Source organism: Desertihabitans brevis (assembly GCF_003327535.1).
GTDB classification, from domain to species: Bacteria; Actinomycetota; Actinomycetes; order Propionibacteriales; family Propionibacteriaceae; genus Desertihabitans; species Desertihabitans brevis.
Window position 1 is genome coordinate 174,376 of the sequence record NZ_QOUI01000003.1, and the last position, 25,970, is coordinate 200,345.

At 75.4% G+C, this 25,970-nt stretch carries 29 protein-coding genes; 8 read left to right on the top strand and 21 right to left on the bottom strand.

Going from position 1 to position 25,970, the window contains the following annotated elements; translation table 11 throughout:
• Window positions 1-32: 32 nt before the first annotated feature.
• A complete protein-coding gene (locus DT076_RS06290; RefSeq protein ID WP_114125808.1) occupies window positions 33-749 on the bottom strand; it encodes a hypothetical protein in 717 nt (238 codons plus the stop codon).
• 154 nt (window positions 750-903) lie between these two features.
• Here DT076_RS06290 and DT076_RS06295 point away from each other — a divergent pair, with 154 nt between their 5' ends.
• Complete coding sequence (locus tag DT076_RS06295) at window positions 904-1,317, top strand: hypothetical protein (RefSeq protein ID WP_114125809.1); 414 nt, start codon at window positions 904-906, stop codon at window positions 1,315-1,317.
• Window positions 1,318-1,352: 35 nt separating this feature from the next.
• On the opposite strand, the gene DT076_RS06300 is transcribed toward DT076_RS06295, so the two are convergent.
• Entirely contained in the window at window positions 1,353-1,841 is a 489-nt protein-coding gene (locus DT076_RS06300; RefSeq protein ID WP_114125810.1) for a DNA-binding protein, read from the bottom strand.
• An 88-nt stretch (window positions 1,842-1,929) separates the two neighbouring features.
• Here DT076_RS06300 and DT076_RS19325 point away from each other — a divergent pair, with 88 nt between their 5' ends.
• A complete protein-coding gene (locus tag DT076_RS19325) occupies window positions 1,930-3,786 on the top strand; it encodes a vWA domain-containing protein (protein WP_114125811.1) in 1,857 nt (618 codons plus the stop codon).
• A 27-nt stretch (window positions 3,787-3,813) separates the two neighbouring features.
• On the opposite strand, the gene DT076_RS06310 is transcribed toward DT076_RS19325, so the two are convergent.
• Window positions 3,814-4,884 (bottom strand): serine/threonine-protein kinase, encoded by a 1,071-nt coding sequence (locus DT076_RS06310; protein WP_114125812.1) that lies wholly within the window; start codon window positions 4,882-4,884, stop codon window positions 3,814-3,816.
• 86 nt (window positions 4,885-4,970) lie between these two features.
• On the opposite strand from DT076_RS06310, the gene DT076_RS06315 reads away from it, so the two are divergent.
• Together DT076_RS06315 and DT076_RS06320 are read left to right on the top strand one after the other, a co-directional pair.
• Window positions 4,971-5,462, top strand: a complete 492-nt coding sequence (locus tag DT076_RS06315) for a VOC family protein (RefSeq protein WP_114125813.1) — start codon at window positions 4,971-4,973, stop codon at window positions 5,460-5,462.
• 24 nt (window positions 5,463-5,486) lie between these two features.
• Complete coding sequence (locus DT076_RS06320; protein ID WP_114125814.1) at window positions 5,487-5,867, top strand: VOC family protein; 381 nt, start codon at window positions 5,487-5,489, stop codon at window positions 5,865-5,867.
• 16 nt (window positions 5,868-5,883) lie between these two features.
• Here the strand turns inward: DT076_RS06320 and DT076_RS06325 are convergent, their stop codons facing one another.
• Entirely contained in the window at window positions 5,884-6,228 is a 345-nt protein-coding gene (locus DT076_RS06325; protein WP_114125815.1) for a DUF6221 family protein, read from the bottom strand.
• A gap of 51 nt (window positions 6,229-6,279) precedes the next feature.
• Between DT076_RS06325 and DT076_RS06330 the strand changes: the two genes are divergently transcribed.
• Window positions 6,280-7,065, top strand: coding sequence for an SDR family NAD(P)-dependent oxidoreductase (locus DT076_RS06330; RefSeq protein ID WP_114126017.1), 786 nt, complete (start codon window positions 6,280-6,282; stop codon window positions 7,063-7,065).
• Window positions 7,066-7,086: 21 nt separating this feature from the next.
• Here DT076_RS06330 and DT076_RS06335 read toward each other — a convergent pair whose 3' ends face one another.
• The 4 genes from DT076_RS06335 to DT076_RS06350 all read right to left on the bottom strand — a co-directional run bounded on the left by DT076_RS06335 (window position 7,087) and on the right by DT076_RS06350 (window position 9,477).
• A complete protein-coding gene (locus DT076_RS06335) occupies window positions 7,087-7,356 on the bottom strand; it encodes a DUF6510 family protein (protein ID WP_114125816.1) in 270 nt (89 codons plus the stop codon).
• Window positions 7,353-8,087 carry an FAD-binding oxidoreductase gene (locus tag DT076_RS06340; RefSeq protein WP_114125817.1) on the bottom strand — a complete coding sequence of 245 codons (735 nt, stop codon included), beginning with the start codon at window positions 8,085-8,087 and terminating at the stop codon, window positions 7,353-7,355. Before DT076_RS06340 ends, DT076_RS06335 begins: the two co-directional genes overlap by 4 nt.
• The gene (locus DT076_RS06345; RefSeq protein ID WP_114125818.1) at window positions 8,084-8,677 is read right to left on the bottom strand and encodes a sulfite oxidase-like oxidoreductase; all 594 of its coding nucleotides are present in this window, start codon (window positions 8,675-8,677) and stop codon (window positions 8,084-8,086) included. The genes DT076_RS06340 and DT076_RS06345 overlap by 4 nt, the downstream gene beginning before the upstream one ends.
• Before the next feature lie 77 nt (window positions 8,678-8,754).
• Window positions 8,755-9,477 carry a GAF and ANTAR domain-containing protein gene (locus DT076_RS06350; RefSeq protein WP_158548059.1) on the bottom strand — a complete coding sequence of 241 codons (723 nt, stop codon included), beginning with the start codon at window positions 9,475-9,477 and terminating at the stop codon, window positions 8,755-8,757.
• Between the two features lie 56 nt (window positions 9,478-9,533).
• Here DT076_RS06350 and DT076_RS19585 point away from each other — a divergent pair, with 56 nt between their 5' ends.
• Window positions 9,534-9,713, top strand: coding sequence for a hypothetical protein (locus DT076_RS19585; protein ID WP_199539005.1), 180 nt, complete (start codon window positions 9,534-9,536; stop codon window positions 9,711-9,713).
• A gap of 17 nt (window positions 9,714-9,730) precedes the next feature.
• Here the strand turns inward: DT076_RS19585 and DT076_RS06360 are convergent, their stop codons facing one another.
• From DT076_RS06360 to DT076_RS06385, 6 genes are all read right to left on the bottom strand, one after another.
• Window positions 9,731-10,201: a hypothetical protein gene (locus DT076_RS06360; protein WP_114125820.1), complete on the bottom strand. Its 471-nt coding sequence runs from the start codon at window positions 10,199-10,201 to the stop codon at window positions 9,731-9,733.
• A 27-nt stretch (window positions 10,202-10,228) separates the two neighbouring features.
• Window positions 10,229-11,281: an FAD-dependent oxidoreductase gene (locus DT076_RS06365; protein WP_114126018.1), complete on the bottom strand. Its 1,053-nt coding sequence runs from the start codon at window positions 11,279-11,281 to the stop codon at window positions 10,229-10,231.
• Window positions 11,282-11,349: 68 nt separating this feature from the next.
• Window positions 11,350-12,300 (bottom strand): N-acetylglucosamine kinase, encoded by a 951-nt coding sequence (locus tag DT076_RS06370; RefSeq protein ID WP_114125821.1) that lies wholly within the window; start codon window positions 12,298-12,300, stop codon window positions 11,350-11,352.
• Window positions 12,301-12,318: 18 nt separating this feature from the next.
• Entirely contained in the window at window positions 12,319-13,074 is a 756-nt protein-coding gene (locus tag DT076_RS06375) for a sugar isomerase domain-containing protein (protein ID WP_114125822.1), read from the bottom strand.
• Between the two features lie 48 nt (window positions 13,075-13,122).
• Window positions 13,123-15,000, bottom strand: coding sequence for a hypothetical protein (locus DT076_RS06380; protein WP_114125823.1), 1,878 nt, complete (start codon window positions 14,998-15,000; stop codon window positions 13,123-13,125).
• Window positions 14,997-15,977: a MurR/RpiR family transcriptional regulator gene (locus tag DT076_RS06385; protein ID WP_114125824.1), complete on the bottom strand. Its 981-nt coding sequence runs from the start codon at window positions 15,975-15,977 to the stop codon at window positions 14,997-14,999. The genes DT076_RS06380 and DT076_RS06385 overlap by 4 nt, the downstream gene beginning before the upstream one ends.
• Before the next feature lie 116 nt (window positions 15,978-16,093).
• Here DT076_RS06385 and DT076_RS06390 point away from each other — a divergent pair, with 116 nt between their 5' ends.
• The gene (locus DT076_RS06390) at window positions 16,094-16,354 is read left to right on the top strand and encodes an amphi-Trp domain-containing protein (protein WP_114125825.1); all 261 of its coding nucleotides are present in this window, start codon (window positions 16,094-16,096) and stop codon (window positions 16,352-16,354) included.
• A 15-nt stretch (window positions 16,355-16,369) separates the two neighbouring features.
• Here the strand turns inward: DT076_RS06390 and DT076_RS06395 are convergent, their stop codons facing one another.
• From DT076_RS06395 to DT076_RS06430, 7 genes are all read right to left on the bottom strand, one after another.
• The gene (locus DT076_RS06395) at window positions 16,370-17,365 is read right to left on the bottom strand and encodes a pirin family protein (protein WP_114125826.1); all 996 of its coding nucleotides are present in this window, start codon (window positions 17,363-17,365) and stop codon (window positions 16,370-16,372) included.
• On the bottom strand, window positions 17,362-18,675 hold the full coding sequence (locus DT076_RS06400) for a glutaminase (protein ID WP_114125827.1): 1,314 nt from the start codon (window positions 18,673-18,675) through the stop codon (window positions 17,362-17,364). The genes DT076_RS06395 and DT076_RS06400 overlap by 4 nt, the downstream gene beginning before the upstream one ends.
• Window positions 18,676-18,738: 63 nt before the next feature.
• Complete coding sequence (locus DT076_RS06405) at window positions 18,739-19,581, bottom strand: putative RNA methyltransferase (protein WP_114125828.1); 843 nt, start codon at window positions 19,579-19,581, stop codon at window positions 18,739-18,741.
• Window positions 19,582-19,619: 38 nt separating this feature from the next.
• The gene (locus tag DT076_RS06410; RefSeq protein ID WP_233493716.1) at window positions 19,620-20,348 is read right to left on the bottom strand and encodes a GOLPH3/VPS74 family protein; all 729 of its coding nucleotides are present in this window, start codon (window positions 20,346-20,348) and stop codon (window positions 19,620-19,622) included.
• A gap of 30 nt (window positions 20,349-20,378) precedes the next feature.
• Complete coding sequence (locus DT076_RS06415; protein WP_199539006.1) at window positions 20,379-20,957, bottom strand: hypothetical protein; 579 nt, start codon at window positions 20,955-20,957, stop codon at window positions 20,379-20,381.
• 76 nt (window positions 20,958-21,033) lie between these two features.
• The gene (locus DT076_RS06420) at window positions 21,034-21,816 is read right to left on the bottom strand and encodes a MerR family transcriptional regulator (protein ID WP_114125830.1); all 783 of its coding nucleotides are present in this window, start codon (window positions 21,814-21,816) and stop codon (window positions 21,034-21,036) included.
• Window positions 21,813-22,970 carry an alpha/beta fold hydrolase gene (locus DT076_RS06430; protein ID WP_233493718.1) on the bottom strand — a complete coding sequence of 386 codons (1,158 nt, stop codon included), beginning with the start codon at window positions 22,968-22,970 and terminating at the stop codon, window positions 21,813-21,815. Before DT076_RS06430 ends, DT076_RS06420 begins: the two co-directional genes overlap by 4 nt.
• A 252-nt stretch (window positions 22,971-23,222) precedes the next feature.
• Here DT076_RS06430 and DT076_RS06435 point away from each other — a divergent pair, with 252 nt between their 5' ends.
• Window positions 23,223-25,961, top strand: a complete 2,739-nt coding sequence (locus DT076_RS06435) for an ATP-binding protein (RefSeq protein WP_114125832.1) — start codon at window positions 23,223-23,225, stop codon at window positions 25,959-25,961.
• Window positions 25,962-25,970 lie beyond the last annotated feature (9 nt).

Sequence of the window (25,970 nt, forward strand, 5' to 3'; positions counted from 1 at the left end):
GATGACGTCAGCGTCGTGGTCGCGCCAGTCGCTCACGCGGCGGCCAGGACCAGCGCGTGCTCGGCCAGCCGTCGCCGCGCCCGGGAGCACCGCCAGCGGACCACGTCGGTGCTCATCCGGTGGCGCTCGCCGGCTGCGGCCGAGGTGAGGCCGTCGGCGTAGACGCTGAGCAGCACCGCCGCCGTCGGCTCGTCGACCAGCCCGAGGGCCCGGGCGTGGCGCACCACCCGGTGCACGCTCAGCTCGTCGGCGGGCGGACGGCTGGAGGTCCACAGCTCGTCGAGGACGGCGTCCGGCACGGCCAGGGCCGCGGTCGGGCGGCCCTGCTCGCGCCGGACGGCCTTGCGGGTGTCCATCCACAGGTTGGCCGCGACGCTGCGCGGGCGGCGGGCGAGCGGGTAGCCGGCGATCGTGCACCACAGCTGCGCCACGTAGTCGCCCAGCTCCGCGCCGGCGTCGGCCCGGGCCAGCCGGACCAGCTTGCCGAGCATCGCCTGGACCACCACCCGTCCGGCCAGCTGGGCGTCGCCGCCGCCGTGCTGGGCCCGCCCCACCAGGAAGCCCAGCACGGCGTCCGGCGCGCCCCCGACCCGCTCCAGCACGTCCCCCGGCGTGCTGGCCCCGGTCAGCTCCCCGCAGCCCTCGGCCCACCCGATCACCGCCGGTGACGGCTGCGCCCCGAGCTCGGCCCACTCCTCGTGCAGCCCGCGCCGGACGTCCCGTCCCGCCTCTCCCGCCGCCTGTGCCATGCCCCGCTCCTCCCGTCGCTCCGACGGGATCCACGCTGGTCGGGCGCTGTTGCCGCAGGTGTTGTCCGAGGTGCGGCGCCTGCTGTCCCGACCCGTCCTGTGGTGGCGAACCCGCCGCGCACCACGGCGGGAGGCGACGTAGCCTGGCTGCACCATGACCGAGCGACCACCCAGCCGCGCCGAGGCCGCCGCGCACCGGATCGCGCTCTCCGACGCCGCCTCCCGGCACGAGTCCACCCGCGCCCAGCAGCTGGTCGACGAGTTCGTCCGCGAGGCGCGCGCCCGCGGCCACGAGCCGCAGCCGTTGATGGCCCAGCTGCTGTCAGGTCGCACCGTGCGCACCGACAAGCGCGGCTGGTACCTGCGCAAGAACCAGTCCCTGGCGATCGGTGAGGACGGCGGCTACTACGTGCTCACCGTGCCCGGCGGGATGGTGGAGCGGCTGCGCGGCGTGAAGCTGCAGCCGACCCCACCCCCGTTGCAGGTCGGGCGCGGCGGACGCGACGGCGAGACCGGCGACCTGCGGGAGTTCCTCGCCATGACGCTGGAACGTCTCGCGCAGCGCTGACCCGGACGCAGACCCGGCACGCGGGACGACCAGCATCAGCCCACCCGGTCCACACCGCCCCCCTGCGCCGGACGCGCCGCCAGCTGGTGCAGCAGCGCCGCCGCACCCGGGTGCCGCTCGGCGATCTCCGCGGCGATCTGCACCCACTCCTCGGCCGGTGCCACGCTGAGCAGCTGCTGCTGCAGGGCCGCGGGCTCGGTCGTCGGCGCGGTGGTCGCCCAGGAGTCCTGCGAGGCGGCGATCCGCGCGACCTCCTCCGCGGCCTGCGCGGGCGACGTCCGGCCCGCGGAGACGTCGGCGGCGAGCTGGCGCAGCTGGACCAGCCGGGCGTGGGCGAGCGGGCTGCCGATCTTGACCCGTCGTCCGGCGACCAGGTGGGACAGCATCGGGGTGGACAGACCGAGCACCCGGGCGACCGCCGTCTGGTTGATCCCCAAGGCGTCGCAGATCCCGGCGACCAGGCCGGCCAACGGCTCGCCGTAGAGCTCCTCCTGGCGTCGGCGGTTGGCCGCCTGCTCCGACATGCTGTCCCCGTCCACAACCGGTATTGACAATCGGAAACTGTGGTTGTTTCCTATTGGACATTAGCCGATTCGACCCGAGGATGGCCACATGCGACGTCTCGCTGCTGCAACCCTCTCGCTGATCATCACCACCGCTGTGCTGCTGCTCCCGGCCGCACCCGCGCACGCCGACGAACCGGGCCGGCTGCTCCTGGTGATGGACTCCTCGGGCTCCATGGCCGAACCCGCCGGTGACGGCCGGACCAAGATCGAGGCCGCCAAGACCGCCCTCGGTGAGGTCATCGACACCCTCCCTGACGACGCCCCGGTGGGGATGCGGGTGTACGGCTCGGAGGTCTTCGACCGCTCCGACCCCGGGGCGTGTGAGGACAGCCGGCTGGCGGTGGAGATCGGCACCGACAACCGGGAGCAGCTGCGGGCGGAGGTCGAGAGCTACCAGCCCTACGGCGAGACGCCGATCGCCTACGCCCTGGAGCGGGCGGCCGAGGACGTCGGCGACAGCGGTCGGCGCTCCATCCTGCTCGTCTCCGACGGCGAGGAGACCTGCGTCCCCGACCCCTGCCCGGTGGCCGAACGGATCGCCGCCGCCGGGATCGACCTGCGGATCGACGTGGTCGGCCTGCGGGTGACCGGCAAGGCCCGGGAGCAGCTGACCTGCATCGCCGACCGTGGTCGCGGCACCTACTACGACGCCGAGGACACCGACGAGCTCACCGAGACCCTGCGCCAGGTGCAGGAGCGGGCGGTGAACGAGCTGGAGGTCAACGGCCGGCCGGTGCAGGGCACGGTGCAGGGGGTCGACGCCCCGGCGATCGGGCCGGGCAGCTGGGTGGACGAGGCCGGCGAGGGCGAGGAGCCGCGGCACTACCGGATCGAGCGGCAGATCCCCGGTTCGACGCTGTGGGCCGGGGTGTTCATGCGTCCGGAGACGGGGATGACCCAGCTCGACGTCGACCTGCTGACCACCGCCAGCGAGAGCTGCGGGTCGGCCACCGCCCAGGTGCTCACCAAGTACGGCGGCGAACGAGGGTGGCTGCTGGCCAACGCCGTGGCGTCCGAGGACGACGAGGAGTGCGTCGAGGGGGACCTGGTGCTGCGCGTGGCCCACTCCGGGTTCGGTGACCCGGTGCCCGGCCAGCCCTACCAGCTGATCGTGACCGAGGAGCCGCCGGTGGAGCAGACCGGCGCCCGGGCCGACGACCGGCCGGCCTGGCAGGACCTCGGCGAGGGCCCGCGGCAGCGGGTGCAGGGCGGGAGCTCGATGGACGACGCGCCCGAGGTGGGCGAGGGCACCGTCACCGCTGACATCGTCCCCGGGGAGATCCAGTTCTTCCGGGTGCCGCTGGACTTCGGCCAGCGGCTGCAGGCCCGGGCCGTGCTGCCCGAGGCGGCCGGCTACGCCCGTGGGCACCGGTTCCTCCACGTCCAGGTGCTCAGCCCGGTGGCCGGGGACGCCGACGGAGGTGGGCCCACCGACCCACCAGACGGCCAGACCGGCGCGATGAGTGGCGGTGGAGCGGCTCAGGCGGCGGCCGGTACCCCGACCGTGCTGTGGGCGAACCGCGAGAACCCCCGCACCGAGAACGCCGCGCTCCCGGGGGACTACCTGGTGGCGGTGTCCTACACCGACGACGCCAGCCGCCCCACCACGGAGCAACGCGCCCTCGAGCTGCAGCTGGGGGTCTTCGGCGAGGCCGGGAACGGTGCGCCGACCTACCGCTCCACCGAGCCGACCCCGACGCCCTCGGCCACGCCGTCCAGCCCGTCGGCTCCGGCACCATCCGACCCGGCGCCGAGCAGCACCGCGGCGGCCGGCCAGGACCAGCCGGACGAGCCCGAGCAGGACGGCATCGGGCGTGGCTGGCTGCTCGGTGGCGCCGCCACCGGGGTGGTGCTCTTCGGCGGTCTCGGCGTGCTGGCCTGGCGGTTGCTCCGGCGCGGCTGACCGCCCGTCCGGAGCACCGGGCGAGCCTCAGCCCAGCAGCGCGAGGAGCAGCAGCACCGCGGACAGCCCGGCCAGCACGAAGCTCACCACCATGACCGCTCGCAGCAGCTGCGGCCGGGCCCTGGGTCGGCCCTGGTCGGGCCGGGTCGGGGCGGACGGGTCGGGCTCGCTCCGTGCCGGGACGGGTGACGTCGGCCCGGCCGGTCGCTGGGTGACGACGCCTGCCTGGGGAGGGACCGGCTGCGGGCCCGGGTCGTCGGGCTCCTCCAGCTCGGCGATCTGGTCGAACACCTCGGGCGGGTCGGGCCACTGCTGCCAGACCGGGCCCGGTGGCAGCAGGTGCCGCCGCCGCAGCTCCTCCCGGGCGTCCTCGGCCGAGGCCGGTCGCCGGGCCGGGTCGTCGCTGCTGAGCCACTGCAGGAAGGGCCACAGCCCACCGGCACCGGGTGCCGCCCCGGCCGGGTCGGTCGGCAGCTGACCCGGCGGCAGGCCGGTGAGCAGGCAGCGCCCCAGGACGCCGACCGCGAACAGGTCCTGCCGGGGGTCGGGCTCGGCACCGCGGGCCTGCTCCGGGGCCATGAACCCCAGGGTGCCCAGCGACTGCCCGACGACGGTGAACCGCGGTTCCCCCACCACCGCGGCGATGCCGAAGTCACCGATCCGCACGCAGGGCCAGCCGGAGCCGGTCGGCTCGAGCAGCACGTTGGCCGGCTTGAGGTCGCGGTGCACCACCCCGTGCCGGTGGATCTCGGCCAGACCGTCGAGCAGCTGGTCCACCAGCACCGCCACGTACGGCTCCGGCAGCGGCCCGTGGTCGCGGGACAGCGTCTGCAGCGAGCCACCCCGGACCAGCGGCATCGACATCACCACGTGGTCGTCGTCGGCGGACCACCCCTGCGGGCTGACGACGTGGCGGTGGCGCACCCGCAGGCCCTGCTCGCGGACGAACCGCAGCACCGCCGACGCCTCGGACCCGCGCAGGACCTTGGCTGCCACGTCCGCCCCGAGCTTGTGGTCGCGGGCGAGCCACACCGTGCCCATCCCGCCCTCGGCGATCACCCGTCGCAGCTCGTAGCGCGACGGCACGGCCTCGACCATGGACGCAGACTAGTGCCCGGCCCCTGCCCCGGCCGCCGTCGCTCTCCGGTCACGACCTGGCCGGAAGCCTCCCTAGCGTCGTCGCCATGACCAACGACACGCTGCTCCGCGCCGAGGCGGTCCCCACCGGGGAGGCCGTCCTCAACCCCTTCGCGATCCTCGACGACGCCGCCGGCTGGGTCACCTTCGTGACCGAGGTCTTCGACGCCCCCGAGGTGCTCGAGGCCCGCACGCCGCTGCCCGACGGCAGGCTCATCCACGCCCAGGTGCAGATGGGCACCGTGCAGCTGATGTGCGCCGACCGGCTCGACGGGTGGCCGGCCCGTCCCGCCCTGCTGCAGGTGTGGGTGCGCGACCTCGACCTCGTGCTGCGGCGGGCGGCCGAGCGCGGGGCCGAGACCGTCACCGAGCCGACCCCGTTCTGGGGGGAGACCTCGCTGGCCCGGGTGCTCGACCCCTGGGACAACCTGTGGTGGCTCTATGCCCCCGCTCCCGGCCAGGCCGACCCGGCCGACGACTCCGACGTCGTCTTCAGCACCCTGGACCGGGCGCTGCACAGCCTCAGCACCGGCGCCTGAACCCGACCACAGGAGGACACGACCATGATCGACCACTTCGGCATCGTCTGCGCCGACCTGGCCCGCGCCGAGGACTTCTACGACCGGGTGCTGGCCGAGCTGGGCTGCCGCCGGCTGCTCGACCACGGCGTCGCCGCCGGCTACGGCAGCGACCACCCGCGCTTCTGGCTGGCGCGCGCCGAGGGCGAGGTCGCCAGACGGGAGACCCACATCGCCTTCACCGCCGCCGACCCCGACCAGGTGCGCCGCTTCCACGCCGCCGCGCTCGCGGCCGGCGCGGAGAGCCTGCACGCGCCGCGGCTGTGGCCGGAGTACCACGAGCGCTACTTCGCCGCCTTCGTCCGCGACCCCGACGGCAACAACGTCGAGGCGGTCTTCTCCGGCGGCGACGGCGCGGACGGCTGAGCCTGGCCGAAGCCCGTCAGCCGAGCCCGTCGGCGTCCGGGTGGTGCGACCACGGTGCGGCCAGCGTCCGCAGCACCTCCTCCGAGCCCGTGTCCACCAGCTGCCGCTTCACCGCGCACTCGGCCAGCACCCGGGCCGGGTCCCACCGCACCACGTGCTCCTGCTCGGGGTGCCCGCTGGTGGTGGCCACCCGCGGGCCCGGTCCGCGCGGGTCGCCCCGGTGCGGCAGCGTCACCAGCCAGGCGCCGACGCCGCCCTCGTCGTCGGGGGCCACCGCGGGCACCCAGCGCGGCCCGGCGGCGGCCCGTGCGGCGTCCTCGTCCTCGCCGATCCGGGCCAGCAGGAACTCGCGCAGCGTCATCCCCCCATCCTGCCGGGGCCGGCTCGACGCCGCCGGCGGCCAGGGCCCATGATGCGGTCCGTGACGACTGATCAGGGCAGGTTCGCCGACCGGGTGGCGCTGGTGACCGGGGCTGGGAACGGGATCGGACGGGCCTGCGCCCGGCGGCTGTCGGCCGAGGGGGCGACGGTGGTGGTGGCCGACCTGGACGAGGCGGCCGCCGGCGCGGTCGCCGACGAGCTCACCGGCACCGGTGCCCGGGCACTGGCGGTGGCGATGGACGTCACCTCGGCGGAGTCGGTCGACCGGGCCGTCGCCGGGGCGGTGGACGCCTTCGGCGGTCTGGACGTGCTGGTCAGCTGCGCCGGTGGCACGTTCTCCCACCCGCCGCTGCCCGGCACCTCCGACGAGGACTGGCTGGCCAACCTCGAGCTCAACCTCATGGGCGTCGTCCGGGTGGTGCGGGCCAGCCTGCCGCACCTGCTGCCGCGGCGCGGCAACGTCGTCAGCATCGGCTCGGTCAACGGGCTGGGCAGCTTCGGCAGCGAGCCCTACTCCGCGGCCAAGGCGGCGCTGGTCAACCTCACCGCGAACCTGTCGACCGCCCACGGTCCCGCGGGGGTGCGGGTCAACCTGGTGATGCCGGGCACCGTGCGCACCCGGGTCTGGGACGACCAGCCGGAGTCGCTGGCCGAGCTCACCGCCGCCTACCCGCTGGGCCGGGCCGGCGAACCGGAGGACATCGCTGCCGCGGTCGCCTTCCTCGCCTCCGACGACGCGTCCTGGATCAGCGGGGTGGTGCTCCCGGTGGACGGCGGTCTGATGGCCGCCGGCCCCCTGCGCCGCCGCGGGGCCTGAAACCCTCCTTCGACGCCGGGGTCAGCCGCCGTCGGCCGGAGCGGCGAGCCGCAGCGAGGACAGTCCCGTCAGGTCGACCACGCGCTCCGAGGCGGTGGTGACCAGCACGGCCAGCACCGCCTGGCAGGGTGCGCAGCGCAGCACCGTGCCCATCGCGGTCACGTAGGCGACCACCTCCGCCAGGACGGCGTCGTGCCCGCAGCCCGCGCAGCGACCCAGCGCCAGCGTCACGTCGTCGCCGAAGAGGTCGCTCAGCGCGCCGGCGCAGGCGTTCCCGTCCAGGTGGGTCATGCGCTGCCTCCGAACCGTTCGGTGCGGACCGCCGCGGGCGCGTGCCCGGCCTCCAGCAACCACCGGGACACCGTCTCCACGAACGGCGTCGACCCGCAGACGAAGATCCTCGGCGCGAGCGCGGGGCCCAGCGTCAGCCGGTCCAGCTCCTCGCGCACCAGCCGCCGCGGGGGCCGGCGGTCACCCTCGGGCGCGGAGCGGGTGTGGACGAGGTCGACCCGGGTGCGGCGCAGGGCCGCCAGCTCGCGGCGGAAGAACACGTCGTCGGGGGTCCGCACCGAGTAGAGCAGCCGGAACTCGCTGCCGTCGTCGCTGCGCTCGTGCGCGGCGGCCATCGCGTACAGCGGCACGACGCCGGAGCCGCCGGCGACCAGCTGCACGGGAGCGGGGTCGGGGTCGGCCGAGGGCGTCCAGACGAAGAACCGGCCGAGCGGGCCGTGCACCTCGACCGGGTCGCCGACGGCCAGCACCCGCACCAGGAACGGCGAGACCTCACCGTCGGCCACCTCGTCGACCGCGAGGACCAGGCGCGTCCCCGGTCCGGAGGAGGCCACCGAGTACGACCGGGTGGCCTGGTAGCCGTCCGGGGCGGTGAGCCGGATGTCGACGTGGGACCCGGCGTCGTTGCCCGGCCAGGTCGGCACCTCCAGCTCGATCCGGCGTGCGGTGGCGGTCTCGGCGGCGACGGAGACGACCGTGGCCCGGTGCCAGGCGGTCCGCCGGAGGGTCACCAGTACCGCTCCTCCTGCCACGGGTCGCCGCGGAGGTGGTAGCCGTGCTGCTCCCAGAAGCCGGGGTCGTTGTCCGGCATCAGCTGCAGCCCGCGGAGCCACTTGGCGCTCTTCCAGAAGTACAGGTGCGGCACGAGCAGCCGGGCGGGTCCGCCGTGCTCGGGGGTGAGCGGCTCGCCCTCGGCCTCCACCGCGACCCAGGCCTTGCCGTCGAGCAGGTCCTCCAGCGGGACGTTGGTGGTGTAGCCGCCGTGGCAGTGGGCCATCGCGTAGTCGGCGGAGGTGTCGACGTCGGCGAAGAAGGCGTCGAGCGGGACGCCGCGCCAGGGCATCGCCAGCTTCGACCAGTGGGTGACGCAGTGGATGTCGGTGGTGACGTCCTCGATCCCGAGAGCGGTCAGGTCGTCCCAGGTCCAGCGGTGCTCCGCGCCGTCCTCGGTGGTGATGGTGAAGGTCCAGTCGGCGGTGGACACCTGTGGGGTCGGGCCCGCGGAGAGGACCGGCCAGTCCTCCACCAGCGTCTGCCCGGGTGGCAGCCGCTCGTCCCGCCGACCGCGGCGACCGGTGAACCCGCTGTTGATGAACGACATCGCGCCTCCCCTCCGTGCCCCGCGGTCAATCTAGGAGAGGGAGCCGTCCCCCGTCACGCCCTGTCACCCGGTTCGGCTCAGCTGCGCCCGGCGTCGGTGGCGTCGGGCACGCCCGGGCGCTGCTGGCGGAGACCGTTGCCCTGCTCGACCAGCTGGGCGGCGACGTCCCGGAGCTTGATGTTGCCGTGCTGGGAGACCCGGGCGAGGTAGTCGAAGGCGCGCTGCTCGTCGACGCGGTAGCGCTCCATGACGATGCCGATCGCCTGGCCGATCTGGCGGCGGCTCCGCAGGGCCTCCTGCAGCTGCTCCTCGCGCATCGACTTGCCCAGCGCGTGGGCGGCGTGGTTGGCGAAGAGGGTGGCCACGTGCACGGCGTCGTCGTCGAAGACGTCGATCTCGCCGGCGTAGAGGTTGAGCCCGCCGACGCTGCCCGCCTCGGCGAAGAGGTCGACCCCGAACTGGGAGCGGATGCCCAGCTCGACCGCCTTCGGGCCGAAGCTGGGCCAGCGCCCATCGCCGACGATGTCGTTGGCGACGGTCCGGGTGCGCCCGAGCAGGGAGTCCACGCACGGTCCCTCGCGCAGCTCGAACTGGATCGCGTCGATCCGGTACACCAGCTCGTCGGTGGCCGCCATCGTCTGGATCGAGTCCTTCCGGGCGACGGAGATGCCGACGTGCTGCACCCCGGGCACGGTCGCCCGCACCCCGTGGACGATCGCCTCCAGGGTCTCCTCGGTCGACCGCTGCTCGTGCAGGGTCTCGGCCACCCGCGCCATCACGTCCGCCAGGTCCTCGGGCATGCTGCACCTCCTCGGCGTCGCTCCGTCCCGGTCACCCAACCTACCCATCACAGCCCATGTTGGACACGATGGAAGGACAAGGAGGTCCCCATAGCGGACCGGGGATCGAGCTGACGTCGCTGACCATCAGCTCCCCCGCCCCGAGGGAGCTGGGGGCGGTGCTGGCGGGGCACCGGCCGCAGGAGGACGTCCGGGTGCGGCTCGACCCCGACGGCCACCCGTTCTGCGTCTTCTGAGGCCTTCCGCAGCAGCGTCAGCGCGCGCGGCCGCGCCGGCGACCCACCCCGATGACCAGCGCGAGCGCGAGCAGCAGCACCAGACCGAGCAGCAGGTAGACCGGCAGCACCACGAAGACGATGCCGGCCTGCGCGTCGCCGGAGACCAGTGCCGCCGTGATGAGCCCGCCGGCCAGCACGGCCAGCAGCACGGTGCCGAACCACAGCACCGGCGCGGTCAGCGGTTCCCGCCGGTGCACGACGAGCACCAGGACGGCCGCCGCCACCCAGGGCAGCAGGTTCCAGACGACGAACAGCGCGGCCGTCGGGGCGGCGTCGTCGGCCCCGGAACCGAGCGCCCGCACGACCATCACCACCAGCGTGGCCAGACCCGCGACGGCCGGGACGAGCAGCACCGGAGGCCAACGGCGGGCAGCCGGCGCCGCCACGGGGCGCGTCCGGCCCGTCCGGTGGTCGGTGGTCGTGTCGTCCGCGCCCGTGTCCTCCACCGGGCCAGTATCCCGTAGCCGCGGCGGTCAGGCGGTCGAGCGCTCGGAGGTGCCGAGCAGGTCGCGCAGCTCGGCGGCGGCGCTCCGTCCGGCCCGGTTGGCCCCGACGGTGCTGGCCGAGGGGCCGTAGCCGACGAGGTGGATCCGCGGGTCGGCCGCCACCCGGGTGCCGTCCATCCGGATGCCCCCGCCCGGTCCGCGCAGCCGCAGCGGGGCCAGGTGGTCCAGCGCCGAGCGCCAGCCGGTGCACCACAGGATGACGTCGGCCTCCCAGGTGCGTCCGTCGGACCAGGCGACGCCGTCGGGGGTGATCCGGTCGAAGACCGGGTGCCGCTCCAGCACCCCGGCGGCCTGGGCCGCCGCCACCTGCGGGGTGCGGACCAGCCCGGTCACCGAGACCACGCTCTCCGGCGGCAGGCCGCGACGGACCCGGTCCTCGACCCGCGACACCACCTCGCGGCCGATCTCGGGGGTGAAGTCGTCGTCGCGGAACCGCGGCTGACGGCGGGTCACCCACAACGTCTCGGCCACCGCGGCGATCTCGGGCAGCAGCTGGACGGCGGTGGACCCGCCGCCGACCACCACGACCCGGTGCCCGGCCAGCTCGTCCGGTCCGCGGTACTGCGCGGCGTGCAGCTGCCGTCCGCCGAAGGTCTCCCGACCGGGATAGGACGGCCAGAACGGCCGGGTCCAGGTGCCGGTGGCGTTGACCAGCCCACGGGTGCGCAGCGGTCCGTGGTCGGTCTGGACCAGCAGCTCGGGCCCGAGGTCGCGGACGGCGGAGACGGTGACGGGACGCCGCACGTGCAGCCCCATCCGCTGCTCGTAGGCGGCGAAGTAGGCCGGCACGGCCTCGTTGGCCCGGAGCGAGGGGTCGGGTGCGGTGAAATCCATCCCGGGCAGCCCGAAGATGCCGTGCACGGTCGCCATGCGCAGCGTCGGCCAGCGGTGCTGCCAGGCACCGCCCGGGGCGGGGTTGGCGTCCAGCACGACGTGCTCGACGCCCAGCCGGCGCAGGTGGTACGCGCTGGACAGTCCCGCCTGCCCGGCTCCGACCACCACCACATCCGTCCGCTCCACGACCACCGCAACACCGGCGGGGACGCCGGCACTCCCGCGTCGGGGGCGGGACGGGCGTCGGCCGGGGGTCAGGTCAGCGCGGCCGGGCGGCAGAGCCGGGTGTGCACGTCGGTGCCCAGCTCGGGCCAGATGCTGCGGGCCGCCAACCAGGCGGCCCCGGCCTCGGAGCTGGTCACCCGGCGCAGCTCGGCGTCGGGCCAGCGGCGACCCACCCGCTCGGTCACCCGGTCCCCGACCAGCACGGTTCCGGCGATCCCGCCGGCCAGCACCACCGGGGTGCGCTCGTCGGGCCGGCGGACCGTCTCGACCGCCGCGACCAGCAGGTCGGCCGCCCGGGCCAGGACGTCGGCGGCCAGCGCGTCGCCCGCGGCGGCGGCCTCGAGCACGACGGGAGCGAGCCGGGCCAGCGCCACCGGCGGCGACTCGTGCACCCGGTAGATCAGCCCGGCCCGACCGACCGGGTGACCGAGCGCGGCCAGCACGCCGGCGACCAGCGGCCCGTGCGGCGGCCGGTCGTGGCGCAGTGCGGTGCGGACGGCCTCGCGTCCGATCCAGAACCCGGAGCCCTCGTCGCCGAGCAGCCAGCCCCAGCCGTCCGCGGCGCGCACCTCCCGGCCCGCCTCGATCCGGCTGGCCGCCGCCCCGGTGCCGGCGATCAGCGCGGTGCCGTCCGGTGCCGGGGTGCCGGCAGCGAAGGCGATCTCGGCGTCCCCGCGCACCTGCAGCGGGCAGTGCAGCCCCAGCCCGGCCAGGGAGTCCTGCAGCACGAGCGCCGCCGCCGGGTCCTCGGCGAACCCGGCCACGCCGAACACCGCCGCGCCGACGTCGACGCCGGGTGCGGCCTCCAGCGCCTGCGCGACGGCCGCCCGGATCTGGGCGGCCGCCTCGGCCGGCGGTCGGGAGACCGGGTTGCCGCCGCCGGCGCGACCGTGGCCGAGCACGACGCCGTCGCGGTCGGCGACCAGGCAGCGGGTGCTGGTGCCGCCGGCGTCCAGGCCCAGCACGGCCCGTGCCGTCACGGGGTCAGCAGGCACGGCTCAGGGCAGCCGGCGCAGCCGACCGGCGTAGCGGTCCTCCAGGGCCTGGTTGTGCTCGTCGCCGCCGGGGATGTTGGCCGAGAGGTAGACCGGCGGGGTGAGCCCGTCGGCGACCATCCCGTCGATCACCTCAGCCACCATCATCTGGGCCAGCATCGCCGCGGTCAGCGAGGAGATCCCGCAGGCCGCGCCGCCGCCGGGCAGTGGCAGCACCGCGTCGCCGTAGGGGGCGCCGTTGTCGAGCACCACGTCGGCCAGCTCGTACAGCTTCTTGCCGCCCGGGTGCCGCGAGGGCACCTGGGTGGTGTGCTGCATCGAGGTGACCGCGATCAGGGCGTGACCCTTCTCCTTCACCAGCGAGGCGAACTCCACCACGCTGCCGTTGGCACCGGAGTTGGAGGCGACGACGAACACGTCGGCCGGGTGCACCTGCGGGATCAGCCGGTAGATGGCGTGCGCGGTCTCGGGGTTGCGCTCCAGCAGCGGGTCGGCCAGGTAGTCCGCCCCGGCCTCGCCCACGATGACGGGGTCGCGCAGGGTGAGCCTGTTGGTGGGCACCAGCCCGCCGGCCCGCCCGGCGATCTCCATCGCGAAGGCCTCGGAGTGACCGGTGCCGAACGCCTGCACCACCCCGCCGTCGTCCAGGCACCGCCGCAGCAGCGCGGCACCGGCGCTGACGCCCTCGCGCTGGCTCTGCGCCACCTCCTGCATCGTGGCGGTCATGGTCTGGAGGAAGGCGGACGCGTCAGAGCTCATGGGCCGACCCTAGCCACGCCGTGCCGCCACTTCCGGACGCGTCCGCGCTCACGCGGTCTCCAGCCGGAGCAGCGTCGCCTCGCCCGGGCCGAGGTCGACGCGGAACGGGGCCCGGCCGCGGCTGCGGTAGCGCTCGCTGGCGGGGTCGAAGGCCGAGGCCCGCTGCACCGCCGGGCCCCAGCGCAGCACGCCACGGGCGTCCTCGGTGCGGGAGTGGTTGACCAGCAGCAGGTGACGCCCGTCGGGCCCGTCGAAGCGGCCGAGCACCAGGGCGTCGCCGGTGAGCTCGGCGATCTCGTCGTCGGCCTCGAACGGCTCGAGCCCGCCCGGCACCGAGGCGAGGTTGGCCGCCTGGACGGCGGTGGAGGTCAGCGGCAGCACCTGCAGCCCGACCTGCTGCAACCAGGTGGTGTTGACCTCCTGGGTGGCCTCGTACAGCGGGGTGAGGGTGCCGTCGACCAGCACGATGCCGTCGTGGAAGTTCTCCCCGCGGGCCGGGTCGGGCGTCCAGTAGGTGAAGTACTGGATGCCCTTGCAGCCGTAGGCGAGGCTGATGTTGATCTGCCAGAGCAGGTCGGCCTTGGTCGGGACGGCGTGGGCGGTGTAGCCGACCGACTGCACGAAGGCCCAGGTGGGGATGCCGGTGGGCAGCGCGGCCGCCCGGACGTCGGCCCAGTTCTGGAAGTAGCCGACGTCCTCGCCCGAGGAGAGGATCGGGTAGCGGTCGAAGGAGAGCACCTCCGGCGAGGTCTGCTCCACCGCGGCGCGGTAGTCGAAGCCCGGGAAGTGGTTGATGTAGGGCAGCACGTCGGGGTCGATGGAGCGGATGATGTCGGCCAGCGCGCCGAGGTCGGCCAGCTTCGGCACGGTCGGCTCGTCGTAGAGGTGGATGCCGGCGAAGCTGTCGAAGCCGCCGCCGTCGGGGACGTCCCACTGGCCCAGCCCGCCGGAGAAGTCCTCGGCGAGCAACAGCCGGCCGCCGGCGTCCACCACCCGCACGTCGTCGTAGTAGGCCGACTCCCCGCCGGCCTGGCGGAACCCGACGCCGCCGCTGGCGAAGGTGGTGTCGGTGGTGGTGTCGACCACCCGGCCGTTGACCGAGGTGGTGAAGGTGTCGCCCTCGACCACGGTCTCGACCCGGTAGGTCTCCCCGGCCACCACGTCGAAGCCGAGCGGCACCACGGTGACCCGGGGTGCGCCGTCGACGAAGACCGCCTTGGTGAGGTTGCCCGGGCCGGACTGGTTGTTGAGCAGCCAGACGTAGGCGTTGCGCTCGTCGCGGGCGCGAAAGGCCCACCCGGACTGGGCGTAGCCGCCGGCGCCGGTGGCCCGCGGGCTGGTGCTGAAGGAGAGGGTGTAGTCGGTCCAGCCGGCGCTGTCGCGGCTGATCCCGATCGAGCCGTCGCCGGTGCCGCCGGTGATGAGCAGCCGGCCGTCGGTGACCTCCCACCAGCGCACCGGACGGTAGCGGGCGATGATCTCGCGGAGCTTGGTCTCGGCCTCGGCGCGGGTGAGGGTGAACGGCCCACCGTCCTCGGAGATCGAGACGCTGCGGGTGAGCCAGCGGATGTCGGGGTCGTCGACGAGCACCTTGAGCCCGACCTGGTCGGCGGTGCGCAGCGACCAGGTGGCGATCTGGACGTCGGCCCAGCCGTAGTTACCGGTGTGCAGGTAGGTGAAGCCGGCATCAGCCATCTGCTGGTAGCGCTCGACGGTGGTCTCCAGCGGCGGCGGCGGCCAGAACACGCCGATCGGGAAGCGGGAGCCGTCGAGCAGCGGGCCACCGGTGCCGGTGGCGGTCGGCTGCGGGGTGCGGGCGTGCGCGGGGGCGGCGGCGGCCCAGCCGCTCGCCGGGACGCCCAGGGCGCCGCCGAGGGCGGCTCCCAGGCCGAGGAAGCCCTTGCGGGACACCGGGTGGTCGGTCATCGTTGCTCCTCCTCGCCGCGGGCGGCGATGGCGTGGGTCGGTGCGGGGGGACGTGCGGTCGTGCGGGGCGTGCGGGCAGGACGGGTGGTGCGGGGAGCCACCTGGTGGCCGCGGACGGCGCGGGCGGTGGCGGCGAGCAGATCGGTGGTGCGCTCGCCGCCGAGCTGGGCGACGGCGAGGTAGAGCAGCTCGACCACGGTCAGCTCGGAGAAGCGGGCGGCCAGCGGGCCCTCCCGGAAGGTGGTCTCCTCGGTGACGGTGAGCAGCAGGGAGTCGGCGTGCTCGGCGAGCGGGGAGGTCCGCGCGCCGGTGATGGCCGCGGTGGCGGCGCCGTGCTCGGCGGCGCAGCGCAGCATGTCGACGGTCTCCACGGTGGCCCCGGTGCAGGAGATGGCGACGGCGACGTCGCGCTCGTCCAGCAGCGCCGCCGCGGTCAGCCCCTCGTGGACGTCGGAGTGGGCCCAGACCGCGACGCCGATCCGCTGCAGCCGCAGCTGCAGCTCCGCGGCCATCACCGCACTGCCGCTGACGCCGAGGACGAGCACCCGGCGGGCGGTGCTGATCTGGCGGGCGACGGTGCGCACCGCGTCGAGGTCGAGCCCGGCCAGGGTGTCGGCGACGGCGCGGGACTGCGCCGCCCCGAGCACGGCGGCGACGTCCTCGAGCGGGTCGTCGGCGGTGATGGTGCGCGAGACGTCGGACTCCCAGGCCGAGGGCTGCTCGCGGGCCGAGTCAGCCAGCACGGCCAGCCGCAGCGCCGGGTAGCCGTCCACGCCGAGCCGCCGGCACAGCCGGGAGACCGCCGAGGTGGAGGTGCCGCTGGCCGCGGCGAGCTCGCCGATGGTGCCCGACACGCTGCCGACGGGGTCGGCGATCACCGTCTCGGCCGTCCGCTGCACCGAGGCGGGGAGCGTCGGCAGCAGGCGCCGCAGCTCGGCCAGCACGAGCGGTGGGCGGGAGGCCGTCGTGGTCGACATGACAAAGAGTGTCAGGGGGGGACGCCCAGGTGGCAAGAGGTTGACAAGAACTTTCACAGAGCGCGTCCGTCGGGCGGCGGGGACGACGTGGGCCACCGGGTCCCTAGGTTGGCGACATGCCCGAGGACGACCGTGACGTCGAGACGATCCCCTCCACCGCGGAGGCCGTCGCCAAGCTGCGCCGGCTGGCCGACGCCCTCGAGAGCGGCAGGCCCTTCCGGATCCAGATCGCCGGCGAGCGGTTCCGGGTGCCGGCCCGGGCGCGGTTCTCCGTCGAGCACGAGCGCGGCGACGGGGAGGAGGAGGTCGAGCTCCAGCTGAGGTGGAGCATCGACGACTCCGAGCAGGCGACCGGCGAGGCCGACGACGTCGTCTGAGCGGCGGAGCGCGGCTCAGCCGCGCGGCACCAGCCGGGACCCCGGCAGCGGCGGCGCGGGCAGGGGTGCCGGCTGACCGGACGGGAAGTCGCCGAAGAGCGCCGGCTTGCCGGCGTCCCGCGGGTCGGCCGGCTCGAACCCGAGCTCGGCCTGGTAGCGGCGTCGGTACTCCACGACCTCGTCGTGGTCACGGCCGACGAAGTTCCACCACATGACCACCTGCTCACCCAGCGGCACCCCGCCGAGCAGGACGACGCGGGTGGGCGCGTCGCCGGCGCCGAGCACCAGCTCCTCGGTGCCCGGTGGGACGTAGGCCAGCGAGCGGTGCGCCACCGGCGTCCCGCCGACCGTGACGTCGCGGTCCTCGGCCAGTACGGCGTGCTCGCAGTCGGCCCGGACCGGGAGCCGGGCGGTGGCACCGGCCTCGAGCAGCAGCTCCGCACCGAGCAGGTCCGGGGTGCGGGTGTCGACCGGTGACACCGAGCCGAGCAGGGCGCCGATGAAGACGCGGGCGGTGAGCCCGGGCCGGTGCACCGGTTCGGGCACGTGGTGGACGAACCCGTTCTCGCTGAACCGGGTGGCCTCCGGCAGCGCGTACCAGAGCTGGACGCCGTGCAGGGTGCTGGTGCTGCGGTCGCTGAGCTCCTGGTGGGTGATGCCGCGCCCGGCGATCATCAGGTTGAGCTCACCCGGCCGGACGGTGGCCGCGTTGCCGCCGGAGTCGAGGTGCTCGATCCGGCCGCTGAACAGCCAGGACACCGTCGCCAGCCCGGTGTGCGGGTGCCGGGCCACCTGCATGCCACCGGTGGCCGCGACGTCGTCGGGCCCGTAGTGGTCGAGGAAGCACCACGCCCCCACCAGGGAGCGCTGCCGCTGCGGCAGCGTCCGGTGGACGGTCATCGCCCGCAGCCCGCCGAGCGGCACCAGCCGCGGCTCCAGCACCTCCGTGCCGGCGGCGGGCGGCTGGTCGCCGAGGACACCCTCGGCCGGGCGGGGCTCGGGGTTGGTCATCGCACGGCCCCGCTCTCCGCCGCGCGATGCCGGCGGGCGGCGAGCACGTCGTCCACGGAGCCGACGACGGTGACCCGTCCGCCGTCACCGGGGTCGGGGGCGGGCACCAGCACCTCCGGGTCGACGAGGTGGACGTCGTGGCCGTCGAGGGTGAGCCGGCGCACCACCTCCAGCAGCATCCGCCGCGCCACGTCGTCGACCGAGTAGACGGTGCTGAGGTCGAGGGCCACCGTCGTCTCGGGCATGTCGGTGGCCGCGACCTCACGCACCACCCGCTCCAGCGCGGCGAAGCCGAGACCGCCCTGCAGCTGCACCACCCGGACCGCCTCCGCCCCGCTGCCGACAACCGTGTGGGCGCGGACCACCCCGAGCGCGGGCGGCGGCACCTCCATCACGTGCAGGCCCATGTCGGCGGAGAACCGTCCGAACAGCGACACCCCGCGGACGCTGTTGCCGTGCTGGTCGAGCCGCGGGGAGAAGGTGGCGATGCCGATCTGGCCCGGCAGCGCGCCGATCAGCCCGCCGGCCACCCCGCTCTTGGCCGGGATGCCGACCTGGGTGGCCCAGTCGCCGGCGGCGTCGTACATGCCGCAGGTCGCCATCACGCTGAGCACCTGGCGCACCACCGGCTCGGGCACCACCCGCTCGCCGGTGCGCGGGTTGACCCCGCGGTTGGCCAGCGTCGCCGCCATCAGGGCCAGGTCGCGGGTGGTGACGAGCACCGAGCACTGCCGGGTGTAGCCCTCGACGACGGCGTCCGGGTCCTCGGTGAGGACGCCGTGGCTGCGCAGCAGGTGGCCGATCGCGAGGTTGCGGTGCGCGTGCTCCAGCTCCGAGGCGCACACACCCTCGTCCACCCGCAGCCGCCGGCCGGCGAAGGCCGACAGCCCGTCGAGCACCCGCTCGACCCGTCCGGCCGGGCCGAGCCCGGCGACGCCGGCCAGCGCGTGCGTGGTGATCGCGCCGGCGTTGATCATCGGGTTGCGGGGACGTCCGGTTGCGGGCTCCAGCGAGATCTCGTTGAAGGCCTCCCCCGACGGCTCGACCCCCACCTTGGCCAGCACGGCGTCGAACCCGCGGTCGGCCAGCGCGAGCGCGTAGGCGAACGGCTTGGAGATCGACTGGATGGTCAGCTCGACGTCGACGTCACCGGCCCCGTAGACCTCGCCGTCGACGGTGGCGAAGGCCGCGCCGAGCCGTCCCGGGTCGGCGGCCGCGAGCTCGGGGATGTAGTCGGCCAGCGCACCGGAGGTGTCGGGCTCGACGTCGGCCAGCGCGTCGGCCAGGTAGTCGGGGACCATCGAGCGCATCTGTCCTCCTCGGAGTGGACGGTGGTGCGCGGTGCCCACCGTAGTGCGGCCGGCCGCCGACGGTCAGGACGTCCGCACGTACCGGTCGAGGACCACGTGCACCTCGGTGCCGAACGCCCCACCGGAGCGGCCGAGCAGGCGGTCGGCGTCGGTGGCGCCGTAGGAGTAGGGCGTCATGGTGAACAGCGCGGCCAGCGTGCCCGGGTCGCCGACCGGCAGCTCGTAGCGCACCACCTCCCGCCCGGCCGGGGTGAACCGGGGGTCGGTGAGGACGTGCTTGTCCTCGTCGTGGCGCCGGGGGTGGTCGTAGACGGCGGCCTTGAGCGAGAACAGGTGGTCCGCGCCGGGCCCGCCGACCAGCAGCGTCCCCCCGGGCCGCAGCACCCGGGCGAACTCCTCGACCGGGTTGGGCGAGAAGTGGCTGACCAGCACGTCGAGCGAGGCGTCGGGCACCGGCAGCGCGTAGGAGCTGGCCACGGCATAGGCCCCGGCGGGATCGGCCCGCGACGCCGTCCGCACCCCCGGGCGGGAGACGTCGGTGCCGAGGAGGTCGAGCCCCGGGGCGCGCTCGCGCAGGACCCGCAGGTAGTAGCCCTCGCCGCAGCCGGCGTCGAGCAGCCGCGCGCCCGGGCCGGCAGCACCCGCGGCGAGCCCGGCGACCGCCTCGGCCACCGGCCGGTACCCACCGGAGGCGAAGAAGCGGTGCCGGGCGGTCATCAGCTCGCTGTTGTAGCCCGGCTCCTTGGAGCGCCGGCTCTGCGCCGGCACCAGGTTGGCGTAGCCCTCCCGGGCGACGTCGAAGGCGTGCCCCGCCGGGCAGACCAGGGTGCGGCCGTCGCGGACGCCGAAGGCCCCGGCGCAGAGCGGGCAGACGAAGACGTCCGCCAGGTGCTCCGCGCCGTCCACGGCTCCCGACCCTAGCCCGGCCCACCGGCGTCATCGGGCTAGCTGCCCGAGGACGCGGCCTGGGCGACCGCGGTGGCGGCGACGGCGGTGACGACCGCGATGGTGGTGCGGGTGACCGCCTCGCCGACGGCGGCCGCACCCCAGCTGCCGCGCTCGAGCTCGCGGGCGCGGGTGATCACCGGGGCGCCCCACGGGATCACCGGGTGCAGCTCGGGCAGGGTGCCGCCGGCCCAGACCAGGGCGGTCAGCGCCGCGGTCCGTGGTGCCGGCTCGACGCCGTCGACCAGCACCGCGCGGACGTCGGCGAGCAGGCCGTCCCGGCGGCCGGTGCCGCCGTCGAGCAGGGCCGTGGTGGGGATCAGCCCGAGCGCCCGACGCCGCTCCTGCCGGACGTCCCCGCGGGCCACCAGTCGGTCGAGGACCGGCTGGCGCAGCGTCGGCCCGATGGCGGCCAGCACCGTCTGGACGCCGCGGGTGCGGTCGGCGACGTACCGCCACGCCGTCCGCAGCAGCTCGTCGTCGGGTTCGGTGCCCGGGACGGCCGCCACCTCGACGGCGCCCGACCACCGGGTCGACGTGCGCACCCGTCCGTCCAGCGCCAGGTCGGCCAGCAGGGCGCCGGCCAGGGCGTAGTAGAGCGTGCCCTCGGCGGCGATGGTGCCGGAGCGCGGTTTGAACAGCAGCAGCAGGAGGTCCTCGGCCAGGGTGGGGGCCGCGTCGGGACGGGGTCCGCCGGGTCGGTCGGGGTGGTCGTCGGGCTGGGTCACCGGTGCGTCCTTCCGGGGGTGGGGCGGGGGTCAGACGAGGGTGACGACCTGGAGCGCGAGCCAGGCCGACACGGTGGCGACGGTCGTCCACAGCACGATCGCCACCGCCTGCCAGAGCAGCACCCAGCCCCGCGGCGTGCCGCTGCCGACCAGGAGCGCGGCGGTGAAGGGGGTGGGGACGGCGAGCGGGCCGAGCAGGCTGGCGCCGGGCACGCCGAAGCGGACCAGCCAGCGGTCGAAGCGCTGACGTCCATTCGACTTCGGCTTGGCGCCCGCTCCGGCAGGGGCCGCGAGGTTTGTCCCCTCCTCGCCCTCCGGCGCCGCGGCACCGGCCCCGACGGCGACCCGGTCGGAGCGCCGGGTGACCACGGCGGCACGGGCCCGGGAGGTGAGCACCACGACACCCAGCACGCAGAGGAGGTTGCCGGTGCCGGCGGCGACGGCGGCGACGACGGGGTGCAGCCCGCCGAGCACGCCGACCACGGCGCCACCCTCGCCCTCGACGAAGGGGACGGCGCCGGCCAGCAGCACGATGAGGGGTTGGACGAGGTCGGGGACCTGGGCGACGAGGTCCTGGAACCTGCTGATGAGCTGTTCCACGGGGTTCACCGTGGCTCCTTCCGCCGGCGGCGGCCGGGGACGTCCCGGCCTCGCAGCCATGGAAGACCGTGTCCCTGGGACACGGTCAAGACGCCGCCGGCGCGGCCGCCCGGGGGCACTCGTCCCCGCTCGTGGGATCGGCGGCCAGCTGCTCCTGGGCGAGCACGCCGGCGCGCGCCAGGACGTCGAGCTGGGCGGGGTTGTAGAGCTCGGCGACCGCCTCGGCGAAGGTCCGCCGGGTGACCGCCTCGCTCTTCGACAGCCGCCCCTGCGGGCAGCCCAGCCACGGGTAGTCCCGCAGGGTCTGCGCCAGCGCCGGGGCGAGCCGCTCGGCCAGCTCCCGGCGGATGGCCTCGTCGGCGTCGGGCGCCAGCCGCGTGAGCTGCGCCCCCAGCGCTCCCGTCTCGGCGTCCACCTCGACCATGGTGCGCAGGTCGGCCATGGCCTCGGCGTCGTAGAGCTGGGCGTAGATGTGGATGATCGCGCGGTCGGACTCCGACAGGTGGGCGGCCACCGGCTCGAAGCCGGCGGGGGTGTCGGCGGGGGCGTCGGCGCGCAGGATCGCCGCGATCGCGGACCGGGCCCGCTGCCAGCGTTCGATGCTGGCCGTCAGCTCCGCCTCCAGCGCCCGGAGCGCCTCCGACGCACCGTCGCAGCCCGCACCCACCTCCCCGACGGCCGAGAGCGGCACCCCGAGCTCGGCGAGCCGGCGGATCCGCAGCAGCCGCACGAGGTCGCGCACGCCGTACTGCTTGTAGCCGTTCCAGCGCCGTCCGGGCTCCTCCAGCAGACCGATCCGGTGGTAGTGGCGGACCGTGTTGACGGTCGTCCCGGCGAGCTCGGCGAGCTCGCGGGTGCTCCAGGTCATCTCAGCCGACCCCCGGCCGGTCCCCGGCGGCTCACCGCGCCCGGCCCATCGCCACCCGGCGGCGCGGGGTGGTCGGGGCGCCGACCGTCCGCGGTGCCCCGTGCTGCAGACCGACCAGGGTGCTGCCCAGGACGGCGGCCAGGCTGACGGTGACGGGCAGGGCGACCGGGGCCGCGTCGGCGTCCCCGGTCCGCGTCGGGGCCGCCACCGGGATGTCGTGCCGTGGCGCCGTCCGGCCGGGCGGTCTCACCGGGTGGTGGGTGGTGCTCATCGGGATCTCCTCGCGGGTGCGGGCGGCGGGTGCCGGCCGGGTCAGGCGCCGAGGAAACCGAGCAGCGCCCGGTTGACCTCGTCGCGGTGGGTCCACAGCAGGCCGTGCGGGGCACCCTCGACCTCGACGTAGGTGGCCTCGGGCAGCAGCTGGCGGAAGCGACGCGCGGTGGCGTCGACGGCAGGATGCGGTCGGCGGTGCCGTGCAGGATGAGCGCCGGCCTCCCGCTGGCGCGGACGGCCTCGACGTCGGCGCGGAAGTCCTCCAGCCATGCGGGTACCACCGCAGAGGCGGCGACCGGGGCGCTGGTGATGGCGACGGCCCAGCTGGCGTCCACCGCGGCCTGGCTGATCCGCGAGCCGAGCGTCTCGTCGAGGTTGTAGAAGTTCGCGAAGAAGTCGGTGAACCAGGCGTAGCGGTCGGCGAGCGCGGCCGCGGTGATGCCGTCGAAGACGTCGGGGCCCACGCCCTCGGGGTTGTCCTCGCCGCCGAGCAGGAACGGCTCCAGGGAGGCCAGGAACGCCAGCTTCGCCACGCGGTCGGCCCCGTACCGGGCGACGTAGCGGGCCAGCTCGCCGGTGCCCATCGAGAAGCCGACGAGGACGACGTCGCGCAGATCGAGGGTCCGCAGCAGGGTGTCGAGGTCGGCGGCGAAGGTGTCGTAGTCGTAGCCGGTGCCGACCTTGGAGGAGCGGCCGAACCCGCGGCGGTCGTAGGTGATGACCCGGTAGCCGGCGGCGAGCAGCTCGCGGGTCTGCAGCTCCCAGCTGTGCCCATCGAGCGGGTAGCCGTGGATGAGCACGACGGGCTGGCCCGCGCCCTGGTCCTCGTAGTAGAGCTCGACCGGCGTGCTGTTCTCCGTACCGACCCTGATCTGTCCCATGTCCGTGCCCTTCCGGCAGTGTCCTGGTGGCGGCCGGTCCGGCCCGGCAGCCTGCGCCCAGGCTCGCGCGGGCCGCGCCGGCTTCGCGTCGGTAGAACCCCCGCAGCGGGCCACCGGGGTCACCTGGAGGGCTAGGTGGCTCTCGCCGGGGCCGGCGATTGGTCTTGCAGCGCTGGAGGGCGGGGTCGGGCTCGTGGATGATGGTGCCCGCCACACACCCGGGACGCCCTGGGGCCGCAGATCGGAGCCGTCATGCATGACCTCCTCGGTCGGGACGCCGAGCGCCGGACGATCGAGCAGCTGCTCGCCCGCGCCCGGGCCGGCCGCAGCGCCACGCTGGTCTTGCGGGGCGAGGCGGGGATCGGGAAGACGGCGCTGCTCGAGGAGGCCCGCGCGCTGGCCGAGCGGTCGGGGTCCCAGGTCTCGTCCTCGACGGGGGTGGAGGCGGAGGCGCAGCTCGCCTTCGCCGGTCTGCACCAGCTGTGCGCCCTGTTCCTCGACCGCGGCGCGGCCCTGCCCGAGCCGCAGGCCGCCGCCCTGGCCGTCGCCTTCGGGGAGCGGAGCGGGCCGGCTCCCGACCCGTTCATGGTCGGCCTGGCGGTGCTCAACCTGATGGCGGAGGTGTCGGAGGAGCAGCCGCTGGTCTGCCTGGTCGACGACGCGCAGTGGCTCGACCAGCCGTCCGCGCAGGTGCTCGCCTTCGTCGCCCGGCGGCTGTCGGCGGAGCGGGTGGCGATGCTGTTCGCGCTGCGCGACTCCGCCGAGGGCGACGTCCGGCTCTTCGCCGGGCTGCCCGAGCTGCGTCTGGGTGGTCTCGGGGAGGCCGACGCCCGTGCGCTGCTGGCCGCGGCCCTGCCCGGACCCCTCGACGACGGGGTGCGCGACGTCGTCGTGGCGGAGGCGCGGGGCAACCCGCTCGCGCTGCTGGAGCTCCCGCTGGGGGTGCAGCCGGCGCAGCTGGGTGGCGGGTTCGGCTGGCCGGACGTCGCGGACGTCCCGCGTCGCGTGGAGGACAGCTTCCGTCGCCGGTCCGGTGACCTGCCTGCCGCGACCCAGCAGCTGCTGCTGGTGGCCGCGGCCGAGCCGACCGGCGACGTCGCGCTGCTGTGGCGGGCGCTGGCGCACCTGGGCGTCCCGCGGGAGGCGGCGGCGCCGGCCGAGTCGGCCGGGCTGGTGGAGGTCGGCTCGCGCGTGCGGTTCCGGCACCCGCTGGCCCGCTCCGCGGTGTACCGGGCGGCCCCACCGTCCGAGCGCCGGCGGGTGCACGGCGCCCTGGCGGCGGCCACCGACGCCGACGCCGAGCCGGACCGGTTCGCCTGGCACCGCGGGCGCTCGGTGCAGGGCACCGACGAGGAGGCTGCGGCAGAGCTCGAGCGCTCGGCAGGACGGGCCCGTTCCCGCGGTGGGTTCGCCGCCTCGGCGGCCTTCCTGCAGCAGGCGGTCGAGCTGACCGCCGACCCCGCCGACCGGGCACGGCGCGCCCTGGAGGCGGCCCACGACAAGCAGCAGGCGGGCGCGTCGGAGGCGGCCCTGGAGCTGCTGGTGGTGGCCGAGGGCGGCCCTCTCGACCCTGCCCAGGAGGTGCGCACCCGCCTGCTCCGCGCCCAGATCGCCTTCGCCCTCCGTCGCGGCGGCGACGAGCCCGACCTGCTCGTGGACGCGGCGCGGGCCATGGCCCCGATCGATCCCGCGATGTCCCGCGACATCCACCTGCACGCGCTGGACGCGGCGATGATCAACAACGCCACCGTGGCGTCGCGGATCGCTGCGACCGTCGCCGCCGCCCCGCCGGCCCCGGTGCCGCCACGGCCCTCGGACCTGCTGCTGGACGCGCTCGCGGTCACCCTGGCCGAGGGGTTCGAGCAGGGCGTGCCCGGGCTGCGGGAGGTGGCCCGGGCGCTGCGGGACGCGTGCGCGGACCCCGACCGGGCCGGTGGGTGCGAGCCGTGGCTGCTGCTGGCCGGACGCATCGCCGTCGGCGTCCTCGACGACGAGCTGGCCTTCGAGCTGGCCGAGGAGCACGTCCGGGCCGCCCGGGCCGCCGGTTCCCTCGCCGGGCTGCCAGCTGCACTGAGCCTGCTCTCCAACGTCCTGGTGATCGGTGGCCAGCTGACCCGCGCCGGCGAGGTCGCGGCTGAGGCGGCGGCGATCTCGGACTCGATCGGCGTCGTACCGCTGCGGCACGCGCAGGTCATCCTCGCCTCCTGGCGGGGTGACCGTGCGCTGGCCTCGGAGCTCTACACGGTGACCATGCGCGACACCCGCTACCCCGACGACGGCGCCGAGGCCGGTTCGGCCCGGTACGCGATGGCCGTCCTGCACAACGGGCTCGGGGACTACCCGACCGCGCTGGAGGCGGCGGGACGGGCGGAGGCGTCTCCGGAGCTCTCGCTCAGCACGGCCCTGCTGCCTGAGCTCGTCGAGGCCGCGGCCCGGACCGGTGACACCCGCCGGGCCGGTGCGGCGCTGGAGCGGTTGAGCGCGCGGGCCCGGGCCTGCGGGACGTCCTGGGCGCTCGGGCTGGAGGCCCGCTCGCGAGCGCTGACCAGCAGCGGAGCCCGGGCCGAGGAGCTGCACCGCGAGGCCGTCGCCCGGCTGGAGGAGTCGCGGATGGGGGCTGAGGCCGCCCGGGCGCACCTGCTGCACGGCGAGTGGTTGCGGCGCGAGGGCCGCCGCGCGGAGTCCCGCGAGGTGCTGCGCACGGCCCACCGGCGCCTCTCGGAGATGGGGGCGGAGGCGTTCGCCGCCCGCGCCGCCCGCGAGCTGCGCGCCACCGGGGAGCACCCACGCCGCCGCACCGCGCAACCCGCCGACGAGCTGACCGCCCAGGAGCTGCACATCGCCCGGCTGGTCGCCACCGGGGCGACATCGCGGGAGGTGGCCGCCCAGCTGTTCCTCAGCCCGCGCACGATCGAGGCGCACCTGCGCAACATCTTCCGCAAGCTCGGCATCACCTCCCGCCGCCAGCTGCGGGCACTCGATCTGCCCTGACCGCGGGCC